General features: G+C 68.7%; 1 protein-coding gene. It reads right to left on the bottom strand.

The features are described from left to right. Window positions 1-29: 29 nt before the first annotated feature. Window positions 30-341 carry a CAP domain-containing protein gene (locus tag WH85_RS46350; protein WP_083449788.1) on the bottom strand — a complete coding sequence of 104 codons (312 nt, stop codon included), beginning with the start codon at window positions 339-341 and terminating at the stop codon, window positions 30-32. Between the last annotated feature and the right edge of the window lie 7 nt (window positions 342-348).

Genomic DNA, 348 nt, shown 5'->3' with positions numbered 1-348 from the left:
GCTTTCCGGCTTCGACGGCGGGGGGACCGTCAGAAGCCGAAGTCCTGGGTGTAGTACGGGGTGCCGCTGGCGGAGAAGACCACGCCGACACCGACGGTCGTGGATTTGCAGTTGAGGATGTTGGTGCGGTGGCCGGTGCTGTTCATCCAGCCCTGCACCACTGTGTCGGCGGTGCGGTAGCCGTAGGCGATGTTCTCCGCCGACGGCTTCGCGTAGCCGGCGGCCTTGGCCCGGGCCACGAAGTTCGATCCGGCGTTGCCGGTGTGGGAGAAGGTGCCGGTCTGCGCCATCCACGCGCTGTGGGTGCGGGCCGCGGCGGTCAGTGCCTTGTTCTCCGTCAGCGGGGCG

This window comes from Actinoplanes rectilineatus (assembly GCF_000962825.1).
In the GTDB taxonomy this organism is placed as follows: domain Bacteria; phylum Actinomycetota; class Actinomycetes; order Mycobacteriales; family Micromonosporaceae; genus Actinoplanes; species Actinoplanes rectilineatus.
The sequence above is the reverse complement of the archived record's forward strand: the minus strand, read 5'-3'. Positions and strand labels throughout refer to the sequence as shown.